Below are 18,345 nucleotides of genomic sequence, written 5' to 3' on the forward strand. Positions count from 1 at the left end.
ACGAAAGCCCATCAATCCCTGATCAATCAGCCTTGAAGTATTTTGAGGGCGGCGGCGTGCAACGCCGGGTCGCCAGCCGCCAGCGTGCGCTCACCGATTCCGAACTCGATATCGCGGCCGTCCCAGTCCGTGATGACACCGCCGGCGCCCTTCACGACAGGCGCGAGCGCAAGATAGTCATGCGGCTTCATGCCTTCATCGGACACGATATCGACGAACCCGAGCGCCAGCAGGCCATAGGCATACCCGTCCGCGCTGAAGCGGGCGAGATGGGCCGCCCGAACCAGCGCCTGCATCTGGTTCGCATTCTCGCCCAGCAGGCATTCCGCGCCCCAGGTGTACAGCGAGGCGTCTTCCAGCGCGGCACATCTGCGGGTCGAGATCGGTGCGCCGTTGAACGTCGACCGCTGTCCGTCGATTCCCACCCAGCGTTCGTTGTTCACCGGCTGATTGATGATGCCGATCACGGGCTTGCCGTGACGGGTCAGTGCGATCAGCGTCGCAAACTGCGCCGAGCCGGTGATGAAGGACTTCGTGCCGTCGATCGGATCCAGGTGCCAGACCCATTCGGCATCGGCCTTCTCGGGTCCGTATTCCTCCCCGACGATACCGTGATCCGGATACCTGTCATTGATGATCGCGCGCATGACGCGTTCGGCCCCGCGGTCGGCCTCGGTGACGGGGCTTTCGTCGGATTTGGAGATGATGTCGATGGGCTGACGAAAAAGGGGGCGAATGAACGCCCCCGATTCATCGGCCAGATGGCCTGCAAAATCCGCGAATTCGGTCAGATCGCCGGTCATCGGCCAGGAACCCGCCGGATCACTCGGCAGCCGGCTGTTCCGTGGATTCGGACGACTCCTGCGCCGCAGGCTGCTCGGCAGGTGCCTCGGGCTCCGCCGCCACTTCGGGTTCCGGCAGGGGTGTTTCGGCATCGCCGAACGACCTCAGGTACAGAATGAGATCGGCCCGGTCGCCGTCCTTCTTCAATCCGGCGAAGGCCATCTTGGTGCCCTTGGCATAGCCCTTCGGATCAGCGAGGAAGCCGTTCAGGGCTTCATAGGTCCAGTCGCCTTCCAGTTCCGCCAGGGTCGCGGAATATGAGAAATCCGGCACAGCCGCGATATCATTGTTCAGAATGCCGAAGAGGTTCGGCCCGGTCTTCTTGGCACCGCCCTGTTCGACCGTGTGGCAGGCCGCGCACTTCTTGAAGACCTTCTCGCCCTTGACCAGATCGGCTTCCATCATCAGTGCGCCGATGGAGACGGTCTCCTCAGGCTCGGCAGCGGCCGTTTCACCGGTCGCCTCGATCTCGGGCACGGCGATGGCGACGGTGTCTTCTTCGTGCGGATGAACCAGCACATGGGACAGTTCCGTGATGGCAAAACCGATCAGAATGACCAGCAGCACCGCGCCAGCGATCTTGTTGAAAAACATGCTATCCATTGCCGGGTCCCTCTCGGTTCGCAAAGGCTTCGCACGCGGAACACGGGTGTCAGCGCGCCGAAAGGTGATAGCCTTGGAACCTGACCTGAATGATGCGGTCTAACGCCGCATCGCCCGTTGCCGCACTGCCAGGAGCACTGTTTCGCCGATGAACCCGATACTCGTCATCCCCGCCCGCATGGCCTCAACCCGACTGCCCGGCAAGCCGCTCGTCGATATTTCAGGCGTCCCGATGATCGTTCAGGTCTGGCGGCGGGGGATGGAAGCCGACATCGGTCCGGTCATTGTCGCGGCCGCCGAACAGGAGATCGCGGACGCGATAACAGACGCCGGCGGGAAAGCGGTGCTGACCGACCCGAATCTGCCGTCAGGATCGGATCGCATCTTCGAAGCCGTCGAGCGCGCGGATCCCGATCGCCGGCACGACACGGTCGTCAATCTGCAGGGTGACCTGCCCGCGCTCGACCGGGCGACCGTTCATGCCTCGCTGAAGCCGCTCAAGGCGGACGCCGATGTCGACATTGCAACGCTGGTCGCCGAAATTCACGACCCCGATGAGCTTCAGAACCCCAATGTGGTGAAAGCCGTCGTCGGGTTCGATGGTGCGCAGCAGACCGCACGCGCGCTGTGGTTCAGCCGCCTGCCTGCGCCCGGCGGCGACGGCCCGCACTGGCACCATATCGGCCTGTACACCTACCGCCGGGCCGCCCTCGCCCGCTTTGTCAGCCTGCCGCCCAGTGTGCTTGAGAAACGCGAGAAGCTGGAGCAGCTCCGGGCGCTGGAAAACGGCATGCGCATGGATGCCGCGCGCGTGGAAACCATTCCATTCGGTGTCGATACGCCGGATGATCTCGAAAAGATGCGCGCATTGTTCGCCAGCAGGGGGAGTGACACATGAAATTCGGTATCTCGATTCCAGTGCGCGGAGACGGTGCGTCCCCGCTGGCCTTCGACGCGGTCGCCGACAGGGCCGAATCGGCGGGACTGGACGCGCTGTGGGCCAGCGATCACCTGCTGATGGCCCCGCCGGTCAAGGCGAAATATCCCGGCACCCCGGACGGCAGCATCCCCGACGGCTGGAAGCGGACCTATTACCAGCCGTTCAGTGTCCTGAACTATCTGGCCGGGCGCACACGCAACGTCCGGCTGGGGACCAGCGTGCTGATCCTGCCCATGCGCAATCCGATCGAGGTCGCGGCCCAGGTCGCCGAACTGGATCAGGTCAGCCGGGGCCGCGTGAACTTCGGGATCGGCGTCGGCTGGTTCGAAGACGAATATGACGCCCTGGGATATGACTTCGCCACGCGCGGCAGGCGCTGCAACGAAGGGCTGGAGATCTGCCGCAAGCTTTGGACCGGCAGGCCGGCGGCCCACGAAGGCGAATTCCATCAATTCTCCGGCGCGGTTCTGGGGCCCCGACCGCTGCAGGAACCCGGTCCGCCGGTCTACATCGGCGGTCATTCCGGTCCCGCCTTGCGGCGCATGGCACGCTTTGGCGATGTCTGGCACCCGTTCCGGGTCACCCCCGAAGAGGTCAACGAGCTGCGCCCGCGCCTGGAAGAAGCGCTGAAAGCCGAGGACCGGCAGCTCCACGGCCTCCCCATCGCGCCCAAGGTGCCGCTGGTCATCCAGAAGGACAAGGGCCCCCTGCCCACACAGGGACCGATGAACAGGGTGATGGACGCGCTTCAGCGCTATCGCGATGCGGGCGCCACGGAGTTCTGCTTCGATATCGCCCCGGAGACCGAGGCGAATGCGGTGGAAACGATCGATCTGGTGATGGAAGAAATCGCGCCGCAACTGAGGGACTAGAAACATGGCCGACAATGCATCCGTACCGCTTGACCGGATCGATGTCAGCGATCCGGACCTTTATCAGCGCGATGACTGGCACGAAGTCTTCACCCGGCTGCGGCGTGACGATCCGGTGCACCACTGCCCCGACAGCGCCTATGGCCCCTATTGGTCGGTCACCCGCTATGACGACATCATGGCCGTCGAACTGGATCACGAGACCTATTCATCCGACAATGCGAATGGCGGGATTCAGCTGACCGACCAGCCGCCGGGTCAGGAAGCACCGAACTTCATCCGCATGGACCCGCCCCGGCATACGGCGCAGCGCAAGACCGTCGCGCCGTCGGTCGCGCCGACCAATCTGCGCAACTACGAACAGACGATCCGCGCGCGCACGGCGTCGGTGCTGGACGGGCTGCCCCGCGGCGAGACGTTCGACTGGGTGCAGTCGGTCTCAATCCCGCTGACGACCATGATGCTGGCGACGCTGTTCGATTTCCCGTGGGAAGACCGGGACAAGCTGACCTGGTGGTCGGATGTATCCATCGCCGTGCCCGGCGGCCCCGATGCCCTCGTCGCGACCGATGAGGAACGCATGGCCGAACTGCAGCAGATGGCGACCTGTTTCATGGACCTGTTTCAGGCGCGCGCCAAGGAGCCGCCGCGTTTCGACCTGATCTCCATGCTGGCGCATTCGGAAGCGACCCAGAACATGCCGCCGAACGAGTTCCTGGGGAACATCGGCCTGCTGATCGTCGGCGGCAACGACACCACGCGCAACTCGATGACCGGCGGCGTGATGTTCCTGCACGACAACCCGGACGAACGGCAGAAGCTTTATGAGGATCCGGCGCTGATCCCGTCCGCCGTGGCCGAGATCGTCCGCTACCAGTCGCCGGTCATCCACATGCGCCGCACGACGACACGCGAGACAGAACTGAACGGCAAGACGCTGCCGAAGGGTGCAAAGGTGGCCATGTGGTACGTCTCCGGCAACCGCGACAGCGACGCGATACCGGACGCCGACCGGTTCATCGTGGGCCGCCAGAAGGCGCGGCGGCACCTGTCCTACGGTGCCGGCATCCACCGCTGCGTCGGCGACCGCCTGGCCGACCAGCAGTTGCGCATCCTGTGGGAGGAAATCCTGAAGCGGAAGATGGTCATCACGGTCGAAGGTCCGCCGAAGCGCATCTACTCCAACTTCATCCGCGGCATACGCAGCCTGCCGGTGCGGATAGAGGGCTGAGCTGCAGCAGAGTTCGCTCAGGCACTGGTCATTCCGAAAAGCGTTCCAAAGCAATCAAATTTGCGAATGGGTCATGCCCGCCTTGCGCGGGCATCCGGCGAATCATTGACTTGCGGCGCAGCCGCCCCGGATCCCCGCGCAAGGCGGGGATGACCCGCGTAGAACAGTTCGAGGTCTTTGATGCGGTCTTGAAGCTACCTGACCGTATGCCCGTGGTTCAGCGGGCCGTGCCCCGCACCATACCCCGGCGCCGTGCGGATCGCTTCCTGAACGTAGGTGCGGGCGCGGGCGAAGGCATCGTTCAGGCTCATGCCCTGCGCCAGCCCGCAGGCCAGTGCCGAGGCTGTCGTGCAGCCGGTGCCATGGGTGTGGACCGTATCGATGCGGTTCCCCTCAAACGTCTCGAAGCCCGCGTCGGTCAGCAGCAGGTCCGTCAGCCGGTCGCCTGTCAGATGACCGCCCTTGAGCAGCACCGCCCTCGGTCCCATGGACAGCAGCTTCTCCGCCGCACGTTTCATGTCATCGACGTTGCCGATCGTCAGACCGGTCAGCACTTCGGCTTCGGGAATGTTCGGCGTCACCACAGCTGCCAGCGGCAGCAGCGCAGAGATGGCGGCGTCGGTGGCGTCCTCGTCCAGCAGACGCGCGCCGCCCTTGGCGACCATCACGGGGTCGATGACGACCGGGGCGGCCTGCCCTGAAATGGCTTCTGCCACGGCCTCGATCACGGCGCGCCGGTGCAGCATGCCGGTCTTGATCGCATCCGCGCCGATATCGTCCAGCACGACGTCGATCTGCTGGCGCACGAAATCGATGGGCACGTCCTGAATGCCGTGCACGCCCAGCGTATTCTGCGCCGTCAGCGCGGTGATCGCCGTCGCTGCATAGCCACCGAGCGCCGTCACGGTCTTGATGTCGGCCTGGATGCCCGCACCGCCGCCCGAGTCCGAGCCGGCGACGATCAGGACACGCCCGCGCATCGCACTCATTCGTCGGCCTTGGAGACATCCGAGATCGTCTCCGCGATCTCGTTGACGACTTCCTTCACCAGGGCCTCGTCCTCGCCCTCGGCCATGACGCGGATCAGGGGTTCGGTGCCGGACTTGCGGATCAGCACGCGCCCGGTCCCGTCGAGACGCTTCTCACCGTCGGCAATGGCCTGTTTCACCTTCGGGGACTCCAGCGGCGCGCCCTTGCCGAAGCGCACGTTCTTCAGGATCTGCGGCAGCGGATCGAACAGACGGACGGCTTCCGACACAGGCTTGCCGCTCTCGGCGATCACGGCGAGCGCCTGCAGCGCGGCCAGCGTGCCATCACCGGTCGTCGCGTAGTCGGTCAGCACCATATGCCCGGACTGCTCGCCACCGACATTGTAGCCGTCGGCCCGCATCTTCTCGACGACATAGCGGTCGCCGACCTGCGTGCGGACCAGATCCAGGCCGAGCCCGTTCAGATAGCGCTCAAGCCCCATGTTGGACATCACTGTCGTGACCACGCCACCGCCCTTCAGATCGCCGGTCGATGCCCAGCGGCTGGCGATCAGGGCCATCAGGCGGTCGCCGTCGACCTCTTGCCCCTTTTCGTCGACCATGATCAGACGGTCCGCATCGCCATCCAGGGCGATGCCCACATCGGCGCCCAGCTTGACGACCTTCTCCTTCAGCATGGCCGTCGAGGTCGAACCGCAACCGTCATTGATGTTGAAGCCGTTCGGCGCAACCCCCACCGAGACCACATCGGCCTCCAGTTCCCACAGCACAGCCGGCGCGACCTTGTAGGCGGCACCGTTGGCACAGTCGATCACGACCTTCAGGCCGTTCAGCTTCTGACCGCGGGGGAAGGTGTTCTTCACGAACTCGATGTAGCGCCCGCCCGCGTCTTCCATGCGGCGCGCGCGCCCCAGATCGCGGGACTTGGCGAGCGCCCCTGCCCCGCGATTTTCCATGCCGGCCTCGATCTGGGCCTCCGTCTCGTCCGACAGCTTGAATCCGTCCGGCCCGAACAGCTTGATCCCGTTGTCGTGAAACGCGTTGTGCGAGGCGGAGATCATCACCCCCAGATCCGCGCGGAGGCTGCGGGTCAGGATCGCGATGGCAGGGGTCGGCAGCGGACCGACCATCACCACATCCATGCCGACCGACGTGAAGCCCGCCGCGAGTGCCGGTTCGATCATGTAGCCGGACAAGCGTGTGTCCTTGCCAATGACCACGCGATGGCGATGATCGCCGCGCATGAACACGCGCCCCGCCGCCAGCCCGACGGACAGCGCCGTCTCCGCGGTCATCGGCTCGGCATTGGCCAGCCCGCGAATGCCATCGGTGCCAAAGAACTTGCGTGCCATCTCGTCTATCCCCTCATCTGCAAGTCCGCTTTATCGATCAGCGTCGTCGGCTTGTCCACGCAGACCCGCCCGATAAACGGTGATCGCCTGCACGGTTTCGGCCACATCGTGCACGCGAATGATGTCGGCACCGCCCTGCACGGCGGCCAGAGCGGCCCCGATCGATCCGCCGAGCCGCTGGTCCGCCTGCTTCACCCCCGTCAGCCAGCCGATGAAGCCCTTGCGGCTGGCACCGACCAGTATCCGGACACCGAGGCTCTGGAATTCCGCCAGATGCCTGAGCAGTTGCAGGTTCTGCCGGAAGGTCTTTCCGAAACCGATGCCCGGATCGACGATGATACGCGCGCGGTCGATTCCGGCGGCTTCACAGGCTGCGATCCGGTCGGACAGATAGTCACCGACCTCCCCGATCAGGTCGTCGTAGGACGGGTTGTCCTGCATGGTCTCCGGCAGGCCCTGCGCATGCATCAGCACGACATCCGCGTCGCTGTCGGCCACCACAGGCAGCGCGTCCGGATCGAAGGTCAGCGCGCTGACATCATTGATGACGGGCACCCCCAGCGCCAGCGCGCGGCGCATGACCTCCGCCTTGCGGGTATCGACGGACACGCGGATATCATGGCCGCGAAGCGCGGCGAGCACCGGTTCGAGACGCGCCCACTCCTCATCAATCGGCACCTCGCGCGCACCCGGACGCGTGGATTCCGCGCCGACATCGACGATTCCCGCACCTTCCCGAACCAGACGAAACGCCTGCGCCACAGCCGTGTCCGCCTCGGACGCCTTGCCGCCATCGGAAAAGCTGTCCGGCGTCACATTGACGATGCCCATGACGGTAGGGGACACCAGCAAGTCAGGATCCGAGCCGTGCAATGTCGTCGAGCCGGTGGCACCGTTTCCACGAAGGGCCTGCATGTAGTCGCGAACGCACGACGGAAAATCGCTCTGCGTTCGAACCCAGTATCGGGTGTCCGGACATATCCAGCCCAGAACTTCCAGAATGAGATCGTGATCAGTGACGAGATCACGGTGCAATATCGGCTCGTGATGCGCGATCCGGTTTCTGAGTTTCCGCAAACGATCCAGCGCGCGGTGACACTCTTTCCGCTGCAGGCGTGCCTCGGGAAAGGCACGGTGCAGATGCCGGTTCCACAGGCCTTGCGCCGAATAGCCCGGTCCCAGCAACCCCACCCAGAAGCCGAATGAAAGTTTCGCGACGATATCCGATGTCGTCTGCTGCTGTATCTGTCGCGCAAGATCTTTCCTGGCCTGCGTAAGGGCACGCTGTTGCGGCACCTGAAATTCGAGCTCGCGAAACCAGTCATCGCGGTCGAATGCCTGCTTCATGGTCAGATCGATCGTGTTGCGAAGCGCAATCTCAAGTCCTTGTAGCGGCGCATAGAACGCCCCGGACAGTTTGGTGTTCCACTCATAGGCCTGAAGCGTGTTCAGATTCGATGAAGCTGCAATGTCAGCATAGCTCGACAGTCTTTCGCTGCTGAGCAGTCTTTGCAATCTACCCCAACGTTCTGTGGTGTTCATATCGATCTTGAAAAGTGAGTCTGAATGCGTATTCTCAACATGTGCGCCCCGGCTTGTCCCTGCTTTGCATACGGTCGGGGCAATTCATTTGCGGGCTTGGAACAGGTGCCCGCTATTTCTCGGTCATCACCCACACGCCGGTCCAGTCGTCGCCGGGCGGCTTCTTCTTCATCAGCCGGCAGCGTTCGATGTAGGTGTTCGACAGCTTGTCGGTTTCGTTCGCCTTCAGCGCATCCTTGAAATAGCCGATGGCACGGTCCCATTCCTGATTGCGGTAGACTTTCACGCCCTCGTTGAAACTGCCCAGCACGTCCATCAGGTTCGGGAAGGTCTGATCGGTGTGATAGTCGAGGCATTCGAACACGCCGACCGGCTCGGTCTTGCCCTTCACGACGACCTTGTCGATGTCGCGCAGGCGGTAGACGCCCTTCAGTTTCTCGACCGTGAATTCCGACAGGAGGATGCGCGCCGAGTACTGCTTGCAGGCACTTTCCAGCCGCGCGGCCAGGTTCACGCCGTCGCCGATCATGGTGTAGTCCATGCGCTTGGAAGAGCCGATGTTGCCGGCCACGATGCTGCCGGTGTTCAGACCGAGCCCCATGTCGACCGGCATCTCGCCCCGCGCCTCGCGTTCCTTGTTCCACTCCCACAGGCTCTTGATCATGTTGATGCCAGCGCGCAGTCCGCGGTCTTCGTCGTCATCGTGGCCCAGCGGGATGCCGAAGGCGGCCATGATCGCGTCGCCGATGAACTTGTCCAGCATGCCGCCCTGTTCGGAGATGCAGTCCACCATGATTTCGAAATATTCGTTCAGCAGCGCCACCGTACCCTGCGCACCGAGCTGTTCGGTGATGGTGGTAAAGCTGCGCACATCGGAAAACAGAACGGTGGCCACCGTATCCTTGCCGCCCAGGATGTCGTCCTGATTGCCGCCGGCCAGCATCTGTGCCGCCAGCGCCGGATCCATGTAGCGTGACAGCGTGGACTTGGCCTTCTTGGCGTCGGAAATATCCTCCAGCATGACCAGCGTACCAAGCGAGGTTTCCTCGCCGGACTGCATCGGCAGCACGGTGACATTCACCGATACCTTCTCGTCGCCGATCAACAGTTCCGTATCGTCCAGGGCCTCGCCGACATCGGTTTCGGCGACGCGCTGGATCATTTCGACCAGCCAGTTGTTCGCCGTGCCGAAAACCTCCTCCGGCTTCTTGCCGAGCATGTCCTTGGCGCGGTCACGCATGATCCGCTCGCCGGCCGCATTGCAGGTCTTGTTCTCGCCTTCCTCGTCGAAGGTGATGACCCCGTTGGACATCGATTGCAGCATGGATTCATTGTAGTTCTTCATCGCCTGCACATCGCCGAACAGCTTGGCGTTCTCCAGGCCGATCGCGATCTGCGCCGTGAAGGCCTTCAGGCGGCTTTCATCGTCTTCCGTGAAGGGGCCGCCGCGCTTGTTCAGCGCCTGTGTCACGCCGATGACCTTGCCCGCCTTGTTCACGACCGGCACGCACAGGATGGACCGCGTGAAGAACCCCGTCTGCTTGTCGAATCCCGGGTTGAAGCGCAGGTCGGCATAGGCATACGGAATGTTCACCGTATCGCCTGAAACGAAGACCGCGCCCGCGATACCCAGATGGTTGGGCAGCCGGATCTCGACCGAGTCCAGCCCCTCGCCCACATGACTGAACAGTTCGTTCGTCTTCTCGTCATTGATGAACAGGGTCGACCGTTCGGCGTCCAGCATCCGTGTCGCCTCGGACATCACCCGCTGCAGCAGGCGGGTCAGTTCCAGTTCCGACGTCATGTCGGAGACGATGTTCAGGAATTCGATCTCGCGCTGACGCGTGGTTTCCATGCGCTCGACAAGCTGCATCGACTGCAGCGTGATCGCACACTGGGTGGTCATGCCTTCCAGCACGGCCAGATCCATTTCCGTGAACTGGCCGTCTTTCTTGTTCAGAACCTGGGCGACGCCGATGACCTCACCCTTGGCGTTGCGCACCGGTGCGGCGAGGATCGAGCGTGTGGTGAAGCCCGTTTCCTGGTCCACGTCGCGATTGAAGCGTTCATCATTGTAGGCATCGTGGATGATCTGCCCTTCGTTGTTCTGGAAGGCGTGCCCGGCGATACCGACGTTGTCCAGAATCCGGATTTCGTGACGCTTCAGCCCCTGGGCGACGCGGCTGAACAGTTCACCGGTCGTCGAATCGTGCAGGAACAGCGTGCCCCGCTCGGCCTTCGTCTCGGACACGGCGACGCTGACCAGCGTGTCGAGTACCGCATCCAGCGTGTCCAGCGCCGCGACCTGGCGCGACACATCCAGCATCATCTGAAGCTGCTTGATGTGCTCCGATTGCGACTGGTTCTGGGTCGCCTTGGTGCTGCGCGGATTGTCATACATGTTCGCTCTCCTCCAGGCGATCCCGCAGCTTCTGGACGGTTGTCCTCAACTGGTCGAGTTCGTCCCGGTGCGCCCGTTCCATATCCTGTCGATCGTCACGGTTCTGGGCCCTGATCTCATCCATCTCGTCGCGCAATGACTGGACCGTTTTCTGAAGCTGCGCCACTTCTGCCGCCCCCACCGCTTTCGCCCGCTGGGTCTCCGCCTGTCCCTGCCGCTTGATCTCGTCCATCTGATCGCGCAGTTCCTTCGCCGTCTTCTTCAGTTGGGCGATCTCCGACGCGGCCGCCTGCTTTTCCGACTGTACCAGACGCCGGGTTTCCGCGCGCTGTTCTTCCAGCGTATCCCGAAGGGCCTGGGCCGTGTCCTTCAGTTGCGCGATCTCGGCAGCAGCGCCCTGTTTTTCCGCCTGGACCAGACGCTGCGTCTCGACGCGCTGTTCGTCAAGCCTGTCGCGCAGGGCCTGAGCAGCATTCTTCAGTTGGGCGATCTCGGCCGCGGCGGCCTGCTTCTCGGCCTGGACCAGCCGCTGGGTCTCCGCCCGCTGATCCTCCAGCGTGTCGCGCAGGGCCTGGGCCGTGTCTTTCAGTTGCGTGATCTCGGCAGCCGCAGTCTGTTTCTCCGCCTGCACCAGTCGCGCCGTCTCGGCACGCTGATCGTCGATGGTATCGCGCAGCGCCTGGGCCGTATCCTTCAACTGCGCGATCTCCGCCGCGCCGGCCTGACGTTCCTTCTGCACCAGACGCCGGGTCTCAGCGCGCTGTTCCTCCAGCGTGTCGCGCAACGCCTGTGCGGTATCCTTCAGGGTGGCGATCTCGGCAGCACCGGCCTGCTTTTCCCGCTGGACGCGAACGGCGGCGCGGCGGCGCTCCTCTTCCATCTCGTCGCGCAGGGCCTGCACGGTATCCTTCAGCGTCGAGATCTCGCCTGCGGCCAGCGCCTCGGCGCGCTGGACGCGCTTGCGGATTTCGGCGTCCTTGTCTTCCAGCGTGTCGCGCATCGCGGCGACGGTCCGCTGCAGATTCCGGTTCTCGGCCTCCAGATCTATCGCAGTGACAGACATGTTTCAGAAATCAGCCTCCGGGGCGGCGACAGGATATTGATGGATTCACAAGCACGTTCACGCCACGTCAGACTACCATGTGCCCGTGAAACCTAAAAGATTCCCGTAATTCTGCAATTTGGAAGCATGCACTGAACGAAACCGGCAGGACGCCCGACGCGGTGGACTGCCCGGGCGCCGGGCGTAATCGTGCGCAAATTTCCGACAATGTGGTCAAGAAATACCCAAAGATTAAATATTAATCACATTGAATCTCATTAAATTTCAATGGGTTATTTCCAAACGCGTTTGGCACCTCCCTTGCCATGCACGATGCGGCACCGCAACCGCGATGCAACACCGATTGGGAGAGTGCATATCATGAGAAAGCTGCTTGCAGCGGCAGGGCTGTCGCTGGCCCTGACAGCCACGACCGTTTCAGTGCCGGCGCTGGCTGACGACGAGGAATTCGATCTGCCCGGCGAATTCTCGGCCAACGTCGGTCTTTTCACCGACTATCGTTTCAGGGGCATCACGCAGACCGACAATGAGCCCGCCATTCAGGGCGGCTTCGACTGGTCGCACGACAGCGGAATCTATTTCGGCACATGGGCCTCAAACGTCCAGTTCGCCGATGCGCACATCGAAATGGATTTCTACGGCGGCTTTGCCAATGAGGTCGGGAACTTTTCCTACGACCTGGGACTGATCTACTACTGGTATCCCGGTGCGCGCGACAATCAGGATTTCGACTTCGTCGAGGTGGCGCTGGGCCTCGGATACGACCTCGACGTGGCGGCCCTGTCGTTCAGCGCCAACTACTCGCCCGAAAACTTCGGCGCTTCGGGCAACGCGCTGTATCTCGAAGGCGGGGTGAGCGTGCCGCTGCCCTACAAGTTCGAACTGGGCGCGACCCTCGGCTATCAGATCATCGAGGATGAGGCGACATTCGGCACGCCGGACTATCTCAACTGGTCCGTTGGCCTGTCGCGTACCGTCTATGGCTTCGACCTGGGCCTCGCCTATGTGGATACCGACGAAGGCTCGTGCGGCAACGGTTGTGGCGCGACGGTGATCTTCTCGGTCTCGCGCAGCTTCTGAAGAAGACACGACCCCACCCTGCCTTCCGGTGGGGTCGTGTTTCCCCGCGATCAGCTCGACGGCGTCGTGTTCTCGCGTTCGAAAACCGGCACCCAGTTCTCGGCCAGATCGATGCCTTTCTCGACATCGTCTCTGGGCGCCTTCTCGATCAGCGCCTTCATGGCGGGCGTCGATGCGTTCACCCCACGATCGCCGGCCAGGGTGAGCCACTTGGCGGCGCGTGTCGCATCGGCTTCGATGCCCAGCCCGTCCGCATAGGCGGTTCCCACGAAATACTGGGATCGCGGGTGATCGGCATCCGCAGCGAGATAGAGCCACTTGAACCCCCGCTCGTGGTCGACCGGATGACCGGCGCGCCCGGTGAAGAACATCAGCCCGGCCAGATACTGACCGGCGCGGTCACCGGCCTCGGCCGCGCGTTCGTAGAGTTGCGCCGCACGGATCGGGTCGCGGTCGACACCGACGCCGATCACCAGAATGTTGCCGAGCTTCTTGGCGGCATCCAGGTCGCCCGCCTTCACCAGCGGCTCCAGCAGGCTGGCCGCGGTCTTGTACCAGAAACCGGCCAGCTCCAGATCTTCCTTCGTGCCCAGGGCCTTGTGATGCATCTTGGCCAGCTGGATCTGCATCTCCACGTCGCCCTGCCGCGCCAGCGCCAGCACGAGCGGCAACGCCCGCTCATAATAGGTATCCGAGATCCCGACGTCCTTCTTGACCCCGGTGCCCCTGCGATGGAACTCGGCCATGCGCAGCAGACCGCAGAGCGCGTCCTGATCGGCGGCCTGCTTGAACCACTTCGCGGCGACCTTCATGCCGCGCTCGGCTTCCTGGCCGCGCACCACCAGTTCGCCCAGTTCGCACTGCGCCACGGCACTGCCCAGCTTGGCGCGTTCAAGCGCGTCCTTCCAGCGCTTGGAAGGCTCGTTGTCCTGCGCCGACGCGGTACCCATCGCGACCAGAACCCCCATCGCGATCGCGAATGTGGTCCCGAATGCACTTTTGATGCCGATATTCATGCTGGAATTCCCCTCATATTGTCGATGAGGGAAGGTCAAGGCAAACGGCATGCCACTTTCGGACGAACAGGTGCCGGATCAGCGCCCGCATCCGAACGCGATTTCATTTCCTGCTGGCGAGCGCTTCCTCGACCTTCAGGACGATCTCGTCGATGCTGAACGGCTTCACGACAATATCGTGAATCAGCACATCCAGATTGAAGGCACGATCGCGTTGGTCGGCATAGCCGGTCATCATGACGATGCACATGTCGGGATAGGAACGCGACACGTTCAGGGCCAGTGCGACGCCATCCATGATCGGCATGACGATATCGGTCAGCAGCAGGTCGAACTGCTTCTGTTTCAGGATCTCCAGCGCGGCAGCGCCGTCGGCGGCCACGGAGACGGTATGTCCCGCGGCGGTGAGCGCCCGATCGATGATGTCGCGGATATCGGGTTCGTCTTCTGCAACAAGAACGCGTGCCATCGATCTAGTTTCCGCTCTCTATCCAGGAGGCCGACGCCCTGACCCGCTCCACACTTGCGGGCACATCCTGCAGGATCAGCCCGGCCGGCCGGATCTCGGACGGTTTCATGGGATCGTCCGAAACACGGAAGTACCCGGTCTTGATGACGTTTCCGTCCGCCCCGATCAGGTCGACTTCGGCCACGGGCACGGGCTGGACACTGTCCGACAGGTTGGTCAGCGTCAGTTCCAGCTTCATCACCGATGTCCCGTCGGCCTGATCGATCGAGGACTTGTCCAGCCGCAGTGTGACCGGCGGTCCCGCTTCGGACGGGTTCGCGGCCAGACCGTAAAGGTGCCGCAGGGGCGGCCAGGCTTCGACCAGACTGGACCGCATGAATATGAGGCCCAGCGCCGTTGCGGCAACGACGATAACGACCAGAGACCAACCGACCCAGACCCAGCCGGGCGTGCGGCGCTTCTCGACGGACCTGTCCATCCGGCGCGCGGCATCCGTCAGCGGCGGTTCCGCGAGCACCTCGCTGAAATCTGGTTCTTTCGTCTCGACGGGACGAATGGCGCTGTCCGCATCGGACAGAGCAGCGTCGCGCGGCGCGGGCACACCATCCGGTTCTTCCGGCACGACCGCCGCGGGCACTTCCGGTTCCGGCTCGCCCGTCCAGCGGTGACCGCAGCGCGCGCATTTCACCCGACGCGGACCGCCCGCGAACATCTCGGGCTGTACCTTGAATCGTGAACCACATGAAGGGCAGGTCAGAATCATTCCGGCGTCAATCCGTCCCGTCTTTGCCGATCATCAAACAATCACACCGCCCCGCAGAATGATCACGTACTCTGGCCGCAGAAGGTTGAAAAATGCTGTAAGGCATATACGCAGTTTATCGACAGCCATTCAAGACGGACACGGGCCTTGACGCAATCTTCGCACAGGACTGGAAAACCCACGCTGGTCAGCCTGCGCAATGTCGGATTGCGGTATGGCAATGGCCCCGAAGTGCTGCGGGATCTGGATCTGGACCTGCCTGCCGGTTCGTTTCACTTCCTGACCGGACGCTCGGGTGCCGGCAAGTCCTCGCTTCTCAGCCTGCTGCAGCTCTCCCGGCGGCCCAGCCGCGGTCTCATGAGCATGTTCGATCGCGATATCAACGAGGTGCCGCGCAGGGAACTGCCCGCGCTGCGCCGCCGGGTCGGCGTCGTGTTTCAGGATTTCCGGCTGCTGGATCATCTCTCCGCCGCCGAGAACGTCGCCATGCCCCTGCGGCTGGCGGGCACCCTGCCCGACGATGAAATCTCAAGGTTCGTGCGCGAGATGCTCTCATGGGTGGGTCTGACCGCACAGGCCGACGCACGCCCGCCGACCCTTTCCGGCGGCGAGAAGCAGCGGGTGGCCATCGCGCGCGCGGTGATCGGCGGCCCCAGGCTGCTGCTGGCCGACGAACCGACGGGCAACGTCGATCGCGAAATGGGCGAGCGTCTGATTTCGCTGTTCGTCAAACTGAACGAGTTGGGGACGACCGTGGTCATCGCGACCCATGATTCGAGCCTGACCGGCCGGCTGAACCATCCGGTGCTTCACCTCCAGGACGGACAGCTCACCACGCCGGAGCGGATATCATGAAGGCGTCGGCCCTGGCGCTGGATCGCGACCCGTCCAGCCGCTTTCTGCCCTGGATCGTGGCGGCGCTGGCCCTGATCGTGACCATCGCGGTGGGCGTTTCCTTCTCGCTGGCCGCGCTGACCGGATCGTGGGGCGCAATCGGCAGCGACCGGGTTTCCGTAAGGATCGCCGCTGCAGACGACGGCACCGATCAGGTCGCGGCGGATGTGCTCACGGCACTGCGCGATTCGCCGTCGGTACGGACGGCCCGTCTGCTGGAAAGGTCCGAAGTCGCGGATCTGCTTTCGCCCTGGCTGGGCGATGCCGGTCAGACAGGCAGCGGAGAGCGCGACCTGCCGCTTCCGTTGATCATCGACGTCCAGCTCACCGGTGCAGCGGCGCAGCGCGATATCGGGCGGCTCATCAGCCGCTATCCCGATGCCGTGCTCGACAGCACGCGCGGATGGCTGGAACCGTTGCGGCAGCTCGCCCGGCTTTCCGGCTTCGTGGCAGGCGGTCTGGCGACGCTCTCCATCGCGGTGATCGTGCTGATCACCATGTTCGCGACCCGTGCGGCCCTGATGGCGCACGACAGGACGATCGAACTGCTGCGCCTGATGGGGGCCGACGAGGCTTTCATCGCCCAGCGTTTTCAACTACATGGCTTGAAACAGGGTCTGCTGGGCGGAATCGCGGGCACCATTCCCGGACTCGTGACCGTCGGGATCGGCGTTGCCGCGGCGCGCCTCGACGGTTCGGATCTCCTGACCGGACTGACGCCGACGCTGCCGGGGTGGCTGGCAATGGCCCTGTTGCCCGTGCTGATCGCCATCGTGGCGATGCTGACGGCTCGGTTGACGGTACTGGACCTGCTGAGGACGCGCTGGTGAGCGGATTGGGATTGATCGTGCGGTTGCTTCTGGTCTGCGCAGCACTCTGGTGCGGCGGCTTCGTGGCCTTTGCCGAGCGCGTCTCCGCGCCGCCGGCACCGCCCGCCCCGGCGGACGGCATCACGGTGCTGACCGGCTCGGCGGGACGCATCGTCGCCGGTATCGACCTGCTGAAACAGCGCCCGCAGACGAAGATGCTGATTACCGGCGTGGGCGACGGTACGGCGCGCGAGGAACTTGCCGACGCCTTCCCCGAGGACGCCACGCTGTTCGACTGCTGCATCGAACTGGACCGACACGCCAAGGACACCGTCGGCAATGCGAAACAGACCGCGCTCTGGGTTCAGCGCAACAACCTGTCGTCGCTGGTGGTCGTGACGGCAGCGTCGCACATGCCGCGCAGCCTGGTCGAGATGCGGCGCGAGATGAAGAACATCCGCATCGAACCGCTGCCGACGCGCGCCGGCGGCGATGATCCGTCACGGTGGTGGCTCGACTGGAAGACGCTCCGTCGCCTGACGCTCGAATACAACAAGTACCTCTTCAGCCTGACCCGTGCCCGGCTGTTCGATGACATCGGCGACGTGAGAGCGTGATGGGCTTCCTGCGCGCGCTGCTGTTCAACATCTGGTTCTGGCTGTGGTCCGCAATGCTGAACATCGCCTTCCTGCCCGGTCTTCTGTTGCCGCGTCACGTGGTCATGCGCGGCCAGCGCATCTGGGCGCAGGGACTCAATTTCGGGCTGCGCGTCTTCGTCGGCCTGACCTGGACGGTACGCGGCCGCGAGCACCTGCTGCCGGCACCGGTCATCATCGCCGCCAAGCATCAGTCGATGTGGGACACGATCATCTGGCACATCGAGGTCGACGATCCGGCAATCGTCATGAAGAAGGAACTGCTCTCGATCCCCGTCTACGGATGGTACTGCCGCCACACCAGACAGATTCCGATTGATCGCAGCGCCGGTGGGGCGGCCCTGAAGAACATGCTGAAGCACGCGCGGGCCGCGCGCGATGCCAACCGCCATCTGGTGATCTTTCCCGAAGGCACGCGCAAGAAGCCCGGTGCCGAGCCCTCCTACCTGCCCGGTGTCGCGGCCCTCTATCGTGACCTCGGCATTCCCGTCGTGCCCGTCGCGCTGAACTCGGGCAAGTTCTGGGGACGCAATGCCTTCACCAAGAATCCGGGCGAGATCGTGATGGAATATCTGGAGCCCATCCCGCCGGGCCTGTCGCGCAAGGTGTTCATGACACGTCTTGAAGATGCGATCGAAACCGCGACGCGCAGGCTGGAAGAAGAAGCCGGCCACTGATCCACAGCTGTGGAAAAAGCGCCCAACAACCCATGTCCGCATCTGCGCGCCTGTTGACGAAACAGTGTGCGATTCACGAAAACGAAAAAAGAACATCGCGTTGCCATCAGAGCCCCGGTGATGTAAATTCGCCTATCCTGAATTT

General features: G+C 63.5%; 18 protein-coding genes. 8 read left to right on the forward strand and 10 right to left on the reverse strand.

The features are described 5' to 3' along the window. Positions 1-26: 26 nt before the first annotated feature. Both ACN0X7_RS09085 and ACN0X7_RS09090 read right to left on the reverse strand, forming a co-directional pair. Entirely contained in the window at positions 27-803 is a 777-nt protein-coding gene (locus ACN0X7_RS09085; protein WP_417516356.1) for an inositol monophosphatase family protein, read from the reverse strand. Positions 804-822: 19 nt separating this feature from the next. Next, positions 823-1,446: a c-type cytochrome gene (locus ACN0X7_RS09090; RefSeq protein ID WP_417516358.1), complete on the reverse strand. Its 624-nt coding sequence runs from the start codon at positions 1,444-1,446 to the stop codon at positions 823-825. 148 nt (positions 1,447-1,594) lie between these two features. Between ACN0X7_RS09090 and ACN0X7_RS09095 the strand changes: the two genes are divergently transcribed. Genes ACN0X7_RS09095 through ACN0X7_RS09105 form a run of 3 tightly spaced genes read left to right on the forward strand, consistent with a single transcriptional unit; the run spans position 1,595 to position 4,489 of the window. Further along, entirely contained in the window at positions 1,595-2,344 is a 750-nt protein-coding gene (locus ACN0X7_RS09095; protein WP_417516360.1) for a 3-deoxy-manno-octulosonate cytidylyltransferase, read from the forward strand. Next, positions 2,341-3,258, forward strand: a complete 918-nt coding sequence (locus tag ACN0X7_RS09100) for an LLM class F420-dependent oxidoreductase (protein ID WP_417516362.1) — start codon at positions 2,341-2,343, stop codon at positions 3,256-3,258. Before ACN0X7_RS09095 ends, ACN0X7_RS09100 begins: the two co-directional genes overlap by 4 nt. A gap of 4 nt (positions 3,259-3,262) precedes the next feature. Then, positions 3,263-4,489 (forward strand): cytochrome P450, encoded by a 1,227-nt coding sequence (locus tag ACN0X7_RS09105; RefSeq protein ID WP_417516364.1) that lies wholly within the window; start codon positions 3,263-3,265, stop codon positions 4,487-4,489. A 194-nt stretch (positions 4,490-4,683) separates the two neighbouring features. Here the strand turns inward: ACN0X7_RS09105 and thiD are convergent, their stop codons facing one another. From thiD to ACN0X7_RS09130, 5 genes are all read right to left on the reverse strand, one after another. Continuing rightward, on the reverse strand, positions 4,684-5,469 hold the full coding sequence (gene thiD, locus ACN0X7_RS09110; RefSeq protein ID WP_417516703.1) for a bifunctional hydroxymethylpyrimidine kinase/phosphomethylpyrimidine kinase: 786 nt from the start codon (positions 5,467-5,469) through the stop codon (positions 4,684-4,686). 5 nt (positions 5,470-5,474) lie between these two features. Next, complete coding sequence (gene glmM / locus ACN0X7_RS09115) at positions 5,475-6,830, reverse strand: phosphoglucosamine mutase (RefSeq protein WP_417516366.1); 1,356 nt, start codon at positions 6,828-6,830, stop codon at positions 5,475-5,477. A gap of 30 nt (positions 6,831-6,860) precedes the next feature. Further along, positions 6,861-8,345, reverse strand: a complete 1,485-nt coding sequence (folP, locus tag ACN0X7_RS09120) for a dihydropteroate synthase (RefSeq protein ID WP_417516368.1) — start codon at positions 8,343-8,345, stop codon at positions 6,861-6,863. A 139-nt stretch (positions 8,346-8,484) separates the two neighbouring features. Beyond that, positions 8,485-10,773, reverse strand: coding sequence for a GAF domain-containing protein (locus ACN0X7_RS09125; protein WP_417516370.1), 2,289 nt, complete (start codon positions 10,771-10,773; stop codon positions 8,485-8,487). Further along, the gene (locus ACN0X7_RS09130) at positions 10,766-11,836 is read right to left on the reverse strand and encodes a hypothetical protein (protein ID WP_417516372.1); all 1,071 of its coding nucleotides are present in this window, start codon (positions 11,834-11,836) and stop codon (positions 10,766-10,768) included. The genes ACN0X7_RS09125 and ACN0X7_RS09130 overlap by 8 nt, the downstream gene beginning before the upstream one ends. 360 nt (positions 11,837-12,196) lie before the next feature. On the opposite strand from ACN0X7_RS09130, the gene ACN0X7_RS09135 reads away from it, so the two are divergent. Further along, the gene (locus ACN0X7_RS09135; RefSeq protein ID WP_417516374.1) at positions 12,197-12,916 is read left to right on the forward strand and encodes a TorF family putative porin; all 720 of its coding nucleotides are present in this window, start codon (positions 12,197-12,199) and stop codon (positions 12,914-12,916) included. Between the two features lie 50 nt (positions 12,917-12,966). Here ACN0X7_RS09135 and ACN0X7_RS09140 read toward each other — a convergent pair whose 3' ends face one another. From ACN0X7_RS09140 to ACN0X7_RS09150, 3 genes are all read right to left on the reverse strand, one after another. Then, the gene (locus ACN0X7_RS09140; RefSeq protein WP_417516376.1) at positions 12,967-13,932 is read right to left on the reverse strand and encodes a tetratricopeptide repeat protein; all 966 of its coding nucleotides are present in this window, start codon (positions 13,930-13,932) and stop codon (positions 12,967-12,969) included. Positions 13,933-14,035: 103 nt separating this feature from the next. After that, on the reverse strand, positions 14,036-14,401 hold the full coding sequence (locus ACN0X7_RS09145) for a response regulator (RefSeq protein WP_417516378.1): 366 nt from the start codon (positions 14,399-14,401) through the stop codon (positions 14,036-14,038). 4 nt (positions 14,402-14,405) lie between these two features. Then, the gene (locus ACN0X7_RS09150; RefSeq protein ID WP_417516380.1) at positions 14,406-15,164 is read right to left on the reverse strand and encodes a DUF3426 domain-containing protein; all 759 of its coding nucleotides are present in this window, start codon (positions 15,162-15,164) and stop codon (positions 14,406-14,408) included. Positions 15,165-15,311: 147 nt separating this feature from the next. Here ACN0X7_RS09150 and ACN0X7_RS09155 point away from each other — a divergent pair, with 147 nt between their 5' ends. The 4 genes from ACN0X7_RS09155 to ACN0X7_RS09170 are packed head-to-tail and all read left to right on the forward strand — an operon-like array spanning position 15,312 to position 18,200. Continuing rightward, positions 15,312-16,019 (forward strand): cell division ATP-binding protein FtsE, encoded by a 708-nt coding sequence (locus ACN0X7_RS09155; RefSeq protein WP_417516382.1) that lies wholly within the window; start codon positions 15,312-15,314, stop codon positions 16,017-16,019. Continuing rightward, on the forward strand, positions 16,016-16,888 hold the full coding sequence (locus ACN0X7_RS09160; protein ID WP_417516384.1) for a cell division protein FtsX: 873 nt from the start codon (positions 16,016-16,018) through the stop codon (positions 16,886-16,888). The genes ACN0X7_RS09155 and ACN0X7_RS09160 overlap by 4 nt, the downstream gene beginning before the upstream one ends. Then, positions 16,885-17,484 (forward strand): YdcF family protein, encoded by a 600-nt coding sequence (locus tag ACN0X7_RS09165; RefSeq protein ID WP_417516386.1) that lies wholly within the window; start codon positions 16,885-16,887, stop codon positions 17,482-17,484. Before ACN0X7_RS09160 ends, ACN0X7_RS09165 begins: the two co-directional genes overlap by 4 nt. Further along, on the forward strand, positions 17,484-18,200 hold the full coding sequence (locus ACN0X7_RS09170) for a lysophospholipid acyltransferase family protein (protein WP_417516388.1): 717 nt from the start codon (positions 17,484-17,486) through the stop codon (positions 18,198-18,200). The genes ACN0X7_RS09165 and ACN0X7_RS09170 overlap by 1 nt, the downstream gene beginning before the upstream one ends. The last annotated feature ends 145 nt before the right edge of the window (positions 18,201-18,345 follow it).

Origin of the sequence: Minwuia sp. (assembly GCF_048263705.1) — a bacterium.
In the GTDB taxonomy this organism is placed as follows: Bacteria; Pseudomonadota; Alphaproteobacteria; order Minwuiales; family Minwuiaceae; genus Minwuia.

Bases quoted from the DNA above. Each gene is read 5' to 3' on its own strand.
- ACN0X7_RS09085 (WP_417516356.1), bottom strand. From the start codon at position 803: ATGACCGGCGATCTGACCGAATTCGCGGATTTTGCAGGCCATCTGGCC.
- ACN0X7_RS09090 (WP_417516358.1), bottom strand. From the start codon at position 1,446: ATGGATAGCATGTTTTTCAACAAGATCGCTGGCGCGGTGCTGCTGGTC.
- ACN0X7_RS09095 (WP_417516360.1), top strand. From the start codon at position 1,595: ATGAACCCGATACTCGTCATCCCCGCCCGCATGGCCTCAACCCGACTG.
- ACN0X7_RS09100 (WP_417516362.1), top strand. From the start codon at position 2,341: ATGAAATTCGGTATCTCGATTCCAGTGCGCGGAGACGGTGCGTCCCCG.
- ACN0X7_RS09105 (WP_417516364.1), top strand. From the start codon at position 3,263: ATGGCCGACAATGCATCCGTACCGCTTGACCGGATCGATGTCAGCGAT.
- thiD (WP_417516703.1), bottom strand. From the start codon at position 5,469: ATGCGCGGGCGTGTCCTGATCGTCGCCGGCTCGGACTCGGGCGGCGGT.
- glmM (WP_417516366.1), bottom strand. From the start codon at position 6,830: ATGGCACGCAAGTTCTTTGGCACCGATGGCATTCGCGGGCTGGCCAAT.
- ACN0X7_RS09125 (WP_417516370.1), bottom strand. From the start codon at position 10,773: ATGTATGACAATCCGCGCAGCACCAAGGCGACCCAGAACCAGTCGCAA.
- ACN0X7_RS09130 (WP_417516372.1), bottom strand. From the start codon at position 11,836: ATGTCTGTCACTGCGATAGATCTGGAGGCCGAGAACCGGAATCTGCAG.
- ACN0X7_RS09135 (WP_417516374.1), top strand. From the start codon at position 12,197: ATGAGAAAGCTGCTTGCAGCGGCAGGGCTGTCGCTGGCCCTGACAGCC.
- ACN0X7_RS09140 (WP_417516376.1), bottom strand. From the start codon at position 13,932: ATGAATATCGGCATCAAAAGTGCATTCGGGACCACATTCGCGATCGCG.
- ACN0X7_RS09145 (WP_417516378.1), bottom strand. From the start codon at position 14,401: ATGGCACGCGTTCTTGTTGCAGAAGACGAACCCGATATCCGCGACATC.
- ACN0X7_RS09150 (WP_417516380.1), bottom strand. From the start codon at position 15,164: ATGATTCTGACCTGCCCTTCATGTGGTTCACGATTCAAGGTACAGCCC.
- ACN0X7_RS09160 (WP_417516384.1), top strand. From the start codon at position 16,016: ATGAAGGCGTCGGCCCTGGCGCTGGATCGCGACCCGTCCAGCCGCTTT.
- ACN0X7_RS09170 (WP_417516388.1), top strand. From the start codon at position 17,484: ATGGGCTTCCTGCGCGCGCTGCTGTTCAACATCTGGTTCTGGCTGTGG.